Here is a 6,064-nt window from a genome sequence, read left to right as displayed (position 1 = left end):
ACAGGGTGTGGGAGAGTAGGACACCGCCGGAACATCCTTGCGAAAGGCCCCCAACACCAGTTGGGGGCCTTTCTGCATATCAGGGCGCGGGCAATGTATTTCAGTGCATCGGGCGTGAGCTAGTTCTTTATCGGGCGGCGAGCCTGTAGCTGGGCGCTTTCAGCCGCGGCACGCCCCGCCGCCCAACCATTGGCGTTGCCGATGGAAATCCCACGGTCTCGGATAGTGGGGAACAGCGCGTCGAACGCATCATCGACTTTGTGCTGGTGGGAGCGGAGCGCAGGAAGCAAACGCGCGGGATCCGGGGATTCCGCAATCGTCGTCTCATTCGCTTCTTCGAGTCGCTCACCGATGCGCGTTGCGTAGGCGATAAGGAATGACTTGCGGTACGCGCGGCTTCTGGCATCGGCGCTGCGCTTGGATTCGTTGCCGCTGGCGATCATCGCTCTGGTGGCCTGAACGAGCAATGATGTCGTCAGCAATTCGATTGCCTCCAAGTCGCTTTCATCACCGACGACTGTCATGAATCCGAATGCCGAGGCGAAGATCGCGCGGCACCGGTTGGCCTTGGTGACCACATCGACCAGCAGCGCTTTCGCATCGACATAGGGGGTGTCCAACCAGATCCGGCACGCGCCGGGCAGATCGGGCACGGCGTTGTCCGCGTCGACGAGTACCCGATCGAGCGCGTATTTGGTCATCAGCTCCTGGGCCTTGGCCGAAAGTGCCTCCGCCTCTTCGGGATATGACGTCGACTCGGCCTTCGCGAGCAGTCCGCGGACTCGGCTCAGGACCTTGGCGTCGACGGCGTGGTGGTGCGCTGCGGCTTGCGGTCGTGCAGTGCCGGGCAAGGGGCGGATCAGTTCCAGCTTGGGCAGTCGGATCAGCATCGCAAGTGCCTCGACCACAGTCGTTACCGCCTCTGCCGCAGTCAGCAGTTGCCTCGCGGCCCACTGGCCGAGGTGCGGTTCGGATGCGGACCACCAGAGGTCTGCTCCGAGCTCGGCAAGCTGCAACCGCCAGGTCTCATCGACTGATTCCGGCGTGAAAGGCCGGATGTAGGCGGCCATGACATCGATGAGTAGCGCGATCGCGAACTGGTCCACGCGTCGCCGCGCGACCTGGTGGATGTCTTCCGGCAGCCAGCCGTATTGAAAGATTCGGGTGACGATGTGCTGTGCCGCCAGGTGCGCGCCGTCCGCCTGCTCGCGCGTCAGCGGCTCGCGCCCGACGAACTGCTGCGCGAATTGCTGAGCGGCGCGGGCATTCCCCTGCGCGGCCTCCATGGCCGTGGCCAGGATCGCGTTCGCGATCTGCTCGGAATCCTGCGGCCCGCTTGACTGCGCAGACCAGAATGCGGAGCCCTTGGCGGCGCCGTGCTCTCCCGAGCGTTGTCGACGATTTTGCTTGCCTATGACCGATCCCCCTCACATAGTCCGGCGGCAACTGCGCCCACAACCGTATAGGTCGGGGGAGGCTGTGGATGACGTGCATCCAATGCGGCGCGTACGGAAGCCGTCGAATGCCAGCCACGGTCGATGCGAGGTTCGAGCAGCTGGCTCAGGGACGGGTGCCCGTGGACCACAGCGGCGTCGTCTCCACCCGTGACAGCAGCCAGCCCTGCGCGGTGCGAACCGCGTCGAAGCGGTAGACCTCGCCGAGGGTGTACTGCGGCTCCGATACGGCGGTCGTGGCCGGCGCGAAGGTGGCGATGAGATTCGCGCGTACCTCTGCCGCATCGCCGTGCAGGTCGATCACCACATTGGTGATGAAGTGCTGAATGCGCTTGTCATCGGAGTGATTCCGGCTCGCCTGCGCGATCAGCGCAGCACGACCCTCGGCCCGGCCGCCGGGGGTTTTCGCGGTCGCGTCGGCGGTGTAGATCGTGCGGAAGTCATCGAAGCGGCCCTCGTCCAAGGCGCGGCCCAATTGGTTGACCAGTCCGGTGATCTCGTTGCGGTCCACCAGTTCGCGGAGTTGGTGCGAGTCGTCCTTGGCAGCAGTGGTGCAGGCGGCGAGCAGCGCCAGCGGCAGTGCGGCGAGGGGGAAGAAGCGGCGGATCTTGCTCATCGGTCGAACCTTTCGAACTAAATGTTGGTTACTCCAACGTTGGTGAGTCCAACGATAACAGATCGTGGGTTACACCAACAAGTCTTGCTACATTGCTCACATGGAGATCGCGCACGAGGACACCCCGGGCAGGCTGCGCGCCCTGCCCACCCGACTGGTCAACCAGGTGGCAATCCTTGCCAACCGGGCGACCGAGCGCGCCTTCGAAACAACCGGATCCCGCCGCTACCACTACGCCCTGCTCGCCACCCTCGGCGAGTTCGGCCCCGCCAGTCAGGCCGATCTCGGCCGCCGCACCCGCATCGACCGCAGCGATATCGTCGCCGCACTGAACGATCTGGCCGAGCGCGCCCTGATCGAACGCACCCCGGATCCGAGCGACCGCCGCCGCAATATCGTCACCATCACCAAGGCGGGCACCCGCCACCTGGACGAACTGGACCAACGAATCGAAGGCGCCCAGAACGATCTACTCACCGCCCTCTCCGCCGCCGAGCGCCGCGAACTGGTCCGGCTGCTCACCCGGATCCTCGATGATCATGTGTAAGGGTGATCGGGCCCCTATTTCCGCAGGCCGGGGGTAGGGCGCGCGGAGCGAGCAACTAAACTGCATCCGTGAGTCTTGTGCTGCTACCTGCTGTCGATGTCGCCAATGGAGAGGCTGTGCGCCTGGTTCAGGGGGAGGCGGGCAGCGAAACCAATTACGGCTCCCCGCGCGACGCGGCACTCGCCTGGCAGGAAGCCGGTGCGGAGTGGGTGCATCTGGTCGATCTGGACGCGGCATTCGGCCGTGGTTCCAATCGTGAACTGCTGGCCAAGGTCGTCGGCGAACTCGATGTCAAGGTGGAGCTGTCCGGCGGCATCCGCGACGACGAATCCCTGGAGGCCGCGCTGGGTACCGGCTGTGCCCGGGTGAACCTCGGTACCGCCGCGCTGGAGGATCCGCAGTGGTGTGCCCGCGCCATCGCCAAACACGGTGAGCGCATCGCCGTCGGCCTGGATGTACGGATCATCGATGGCGAACACCGGCTGCGCGGCCGCGGCTGGGTCAGCGACGGCGGTGATCTGTGGGAGGTGCTCGAACGCCTCGAGCGTGACGGTTGCTCGCGCTACGTGGTCACCGACGTGACCAAGGACGGCACCCTCACCGGCCCCAACCTTGATCTGCTGCGCGAGGTCTGCGCCGCCACCGACGCGCCGGTCATCGCCTCCGGCGGTGTTTCCACCATCGAGGATCTGATCGCCATCGCCGAACTGGTGCCCGAGGGTGTCGAGGGTTCGATCGTCGGTAAGGCGCTGTATGCGGGCCGCTTCACGCTGCCCGAGGCGCTGGCCGCGGTCCGCTGACGATTCGATGACCGCCAACCGCCTCGATACCGAACTACCGGCCCTGCTCGACGTCGCCAGCGAAATCCTCGACGCGGCAAGCCCGCGTTTCATCGAGGGGGTCGGCGCGCCGAGCGCGGTGGCCAAGGGCCGCAACGACTTCGCGACCGAACTCGACCTGGAGTTGGAGCGCACCATCTCCGCACAGCTCGAACACCGCACCGGAATCGAGGTGCACGGTGAGGAATTCGGCGGTCCGCAGCTCACATCGGGGACCGCGTGGGTGCTCGATCCGATCGACGGCACCTTCAATTACTCATCGGGACACCCCCTTTCGGGCATGCTGCTGGCACTGGTGCACGAAGGGGAGCCGCTGCTCGGCCTGACCTGGCTGCCACTGCTCGGCCAGCGCTATTCGGCGGCCGTCGATGGTCCGGTGCTGCTCAACGGCGAACCGCTGCCGCGCCTGCCGCACGGGAAGCTCGGCGAGGCGATGATCGGCTTCGGAGCGTTCAATGTGGACTCCGCCGGACGCATTCCCGGCCGGTTCCGTTTCGACCTGCTCGGTCCGCTGAGCAGGCTGTCGTCACGGGTGCGCATGCACGGCTCCACCGGCATCGACCTCGCGTTCACCGCATCGGGCGTGCTCGGCGGCGCGATCGTCTTCGGGCACCATCCGTGGGACAACGCCGCGGGCGTTGCACTGGTGCGCGCGGCGGGCGGGGTGGTCACCGACCTGGCGGGGGATCCGTGGACCATCACCTCGGGTTCGGTGCTGGCTGCCGCGCCGGGGGTGCACCAGGAACTGCTCGAAATGATTTGCACGGTCGCCGACGATGCGTGAGGCTGCGCACGAAGGACAGGGGATGGCAGCCGACGGAGCCGGCGGGGTGGGTGGACACAGCATGATTCGAAGAAGGGTGAGCCGATGACGTTGGCGGTACGTGTTATTCCGTGCCTGGATGTCGATGCGGGCCGGGTGGTCAAGGGCGTCAACTTCGAAAACCTGCGTGACGCGGGCGATCCCGTCGAACTCGCCGCCGCCTACGACCTACAGGGTGCCGACGAGCTGACCTTCCTCGACGTCACCGCCTCCACCGGCGACCGCGGCACCATGATCGATGTGGTGACCCGCACGGCCGAGCAGATCTTCATCCCGCTCACCGTCGGCGGCGGCGTGCGCACGGTCGAGGATGTCGACCGGCTGCTGCGCGCGGGCGCGGACAAGGTATCGGTGAATACCGCCGCCATCGCGCGCCCCGAAGTTTTGCGGGAAATGTCGCAGCGCTTCGGCTCCCAGTGCATCGTGCTGTCGGTGGATGCCCGTACCGTTCCGGACGGCCAGCCCGACACTCCGTCCGGCTGGGAGGTCACCACACACGGCGGCAAGCGCGGCACCGGAATCGACGCCATCGAATGGGCCGTGCGCGGCGCCGAACTCGGCGTCGGCGAGATCCTGCTCAACTCGATGGATGCCGACGGCACCAAGACAGGCTTCGACCTGCCCATGATCAAGGCCGTCCGCGAAGCGGTCTCGATACCGGTGATCGCCAGCGGCGGCGCGGGCGCCGTCGAACACTTCGCCCCCGCCGTACAGGCCGGCGCAGACGCGGTCCTGGCCGCCAGCGTCTTCCACTTCGGCGACCTCACCATTCCCCAGGTAAAAGCCGCCATGCGCGCCGAACAAATCATCGTTCGCTAGCCCGCGCCGGCGCACACGAAGCTGACGCATAACCAGTGACGGCCTCGCACAAGGTATGGAGCCTCTGCGAGGTTCTCAGCAGATACGCGACAGCCTCCGGCGGAATTCGGCGGCGAAACCCTCAGTGCCGTAACGCTGATGCCTGGTGCGGTCGAGGGTTCTGCCGATGTTGTTGTGGCCCAGACTGATTTGGTTTCCGAGGCTGACTGCCGGCGTAGCTGGCAGGTCCTCGGTCAGCTGAATCGCACTCGCGCGGCTTGAATTTTCTTCGGAGAGTTCGGCCGCCACGCCGGGGCGGTGATTGCTATCTGCTCGACAGTTACCCAGGCTTAGCGACCATGTCCGCCACGTGTCCCGCATGCTCTTGGTCATCGCCGATGCTGGTGTCGACACATGGTTCGGTTCGCTATCTGCGTTGTGTCTGTGGCAAATGGCTGGTTGCCCACCGCGGTGGGGTGAACTTGGTCACCGGCAGGGCCGCCTGCGCCAAAAAGCCTGTGGCCGAACATCTCGAACTGATTCCGCTGCCGGAGGAGTAGGAACTGCCGCGGCGGGTGGTGTTTCGGCACTACACGATGTGTTCCGGCGGGGAGCCCCCTGTATAACGGTGATATGACTCTCGACCCCGCCATCGCCGCCCGGCTCAAGCGCAATGACGCCGGACTCGTCGCCGCGGTCGCGCAGGAGCGCGGCACCGGCGATGTGCTGATGGTTGCCTGGATGGACGATGAAGCGCTGGCCCGCACGCTGGAAACCCGCAAGGCGACCTACTATTCGCGTTCGCGCCAGCAGTACTGGGTCAAGGGCGAAACCTCCGGCCACACCCAGTACGTGCACGAGGTCCGCCTCGATTGCGACGGCGACACCATCCTGCTCGTCGTCGACCAAGAGGGCGCGGCATGCCACACCGGCACGCACACCTGCTTCGACTCCGACCTGCTGCTCGCCGACAGCTGAGCCCGATCT

Annotated in this window: 8 protein-coding genes; 5 read left to right on the top strand and 3 right to left on the bottom strand. The window is 65.8% G+C overall.

The genetic code is table 11. The features are described from left to right. Positions 1-119: 119 nt before the first annotated feature. Together ACZ60G_RS42545 and ACZ60G_RS42540 are read right to left on the bottom strand one after the other, a co-directional pair. Entirely contained in the window at positions 120-1,286 is a 1,167-nt protein-coding gene (locus ACZ60G_RS42545; protein WP_465817872.1) for a DUF2786 domain-containing protein, read from the bottom strand. A 274-nt stretch (positions 1,287-1,560) separates the two neighbouring features. Continuing rightward, positions 1,561-2,070: a nuclear transport factor 2 family protein gene (locus ACZ60G_RS42540; RefSeq protein WP_465817870.1), complete on the bottom strand. Its 510-nt coding sequence runs from the start codon at positions 2,068-2,070 to the stop codon at positions 1,561-1,563. 100 nt (positions 2,071-2,170) lie between these two features. On the opposite strand from ACZ60G_RS42540, the gene ACZ60G_RS42535 reads away from it, so the two are divergent. The 4 genes from ACZ60G_RS42535 to hisF all read left to right on the top strand — a co-directional run bounded on the left by ACZ60G_RS42535 (position 2,171) and on the right by hisF (position 5,098). Then, positions 2,171-2,617, top strand: a complete 447-nt coding sequence (locus ACZ60G_RS42535) for a MarR family winged helix-turn-helix transcriptional regulator (protein WP_465817869.1) — start codon at positions 2,171-2,173, stop codon at positions 2,615-2,617. A gap of 68 nt (positions 2,618-2,685) precedes the next feature. Further along, complete coding sequence (gene priA, locus ACZ60G_RS42530; protein WP_040688875.1) at positions 2,686-3,417, top strand: bifunctional 1-(5-phosphoribosyl)-5-((5-phosphoribosylamino)methylideneamino)imidazole-4-carboxamide isomerase/phosphoribosylanthranilate isomerase PriA; 732 nt, start codon at positions 2,686-2,688, stop codon at positions 3,415-3,417. A gap of 7 nt (positions 3,418-3,424) precedes the next feature. Continuing rightward, positions 3,425-4,240 carry an inositol monophosphatase family protein gene (locus ACZ60G_RS42525; RefSeq protein WP_465817867.1) on the top strand — a complete coding sequence of 272 codons (816 nt, stop codon included), beginning with the start codon at positions 3,425-3,427 and terminating at the stop codon, positions 4,238-4,240. An 84-nt stretch (positions 4,241-4,324) separates the two neighbouring features. After that, positions 4,325-5,098: an imidazole glycerol phosphate synthase subunit HisF gene (gene hisF / locus ACZ60G_RS42520; protein WP_465817865.1), complete on the top strand. Its 774-nt coding sequence runs from the start codon at positions 4,325-4,327 to the stop codon at positions 5,096-5,098. A gap of 75 nt (positions 5,099-5,173) precedes the next feature. Here the strand turns inward: hisF and ACZ60G_RS42515 are convergent, their stop codons facing one another. Then, complete coding sequence (locus ACZ60G_RS42515; protein ID WP_465817863.1) at positions 5,174-5,470, bottom strand: hypothetical protein; 297 nt, start codon at positions 5,468-5,470, stop codon at positions 5,174-5,176. 240 nt (positions 5,471-5,710) lie between these two features. Here ACZ60G_RS42515 and hisI point away from each other — a divergent pair, with 240 nt between their 5' ends. Continuing rightward, positions 5,711-6,055: a phosphoribosyl-AMP cyclohydrolase gene (hisI, locus tag ACZ60G_RS42510; protein WP_062993581.1), complete on the top strand. Its 345-nt coding sequence runs from the start codon at positions 5,711-5,713 to the stop codon at positions 6,053-6,055. Positions 6,056-6,064 lie beyond the last annotated feature (9 nt).

The sequence above is a fragment of the Nocardia sp. NPDC102475 genome, assembly GCF_055584605.1.
This window is presented reverse-complemented; position numbering and strand designations above follow the sequence as displayed.

Excerpts from the sequence above, each read along its gene's own strand:
- ACZ60G_RS42545 (WP_465817872.1), bottom strand. The coding sequence starts at position 1,286 with ATGGAGGCCGCGCAGGGGAATGCCCGCGCCGCTCAGCAATTCGCGCAG.
- ACZ60G_RS42540 (WP_465817870.1), bottom strand. The coding sequence starts at position 2,070 with ATGAGCAAGATCCGCCGCTTCTTCCCCCTCGCCGCACTGCCGCTGGCG.
- ACZ60G_RS42535 (WP_465817869.1), top strand. The coding sequence starts at position 2,171 with ATGGAGATCGCGCACGAGGACACCCCGGGCAGGCTGCGCGCCCTGCCC.
- ACZ60G_RS42525 (WP_465817867.1), top strand. The coding sequence starts at position 3,425 with ATGACCGCCAACCGCCTCGATACCGAACTACCGGCCCTGCTCGACGTC.
- hisF (WP_465817865.1), top strand. The coding sequence starts at position 4,325 with ATGACGTTGGCGGTACGTGTTATTCCGTGCCTGGATGTCGATGCGGGC.
- ACZ60G_RS42515 (WP_465817863.1), bottom strand. The coding sequence starts at position 5,470 with ATGACCAAGAGCATGCGGGACACGTGGCGGACATGGTCGCTAAGCCTG.
- hisI (WP_062993581.1), top strand. The coding sequence starts at position 5,711 with ATGACTCTCGACCCCGCCATCGCCGCCCGGCTCAAGCGCAATGACGCC.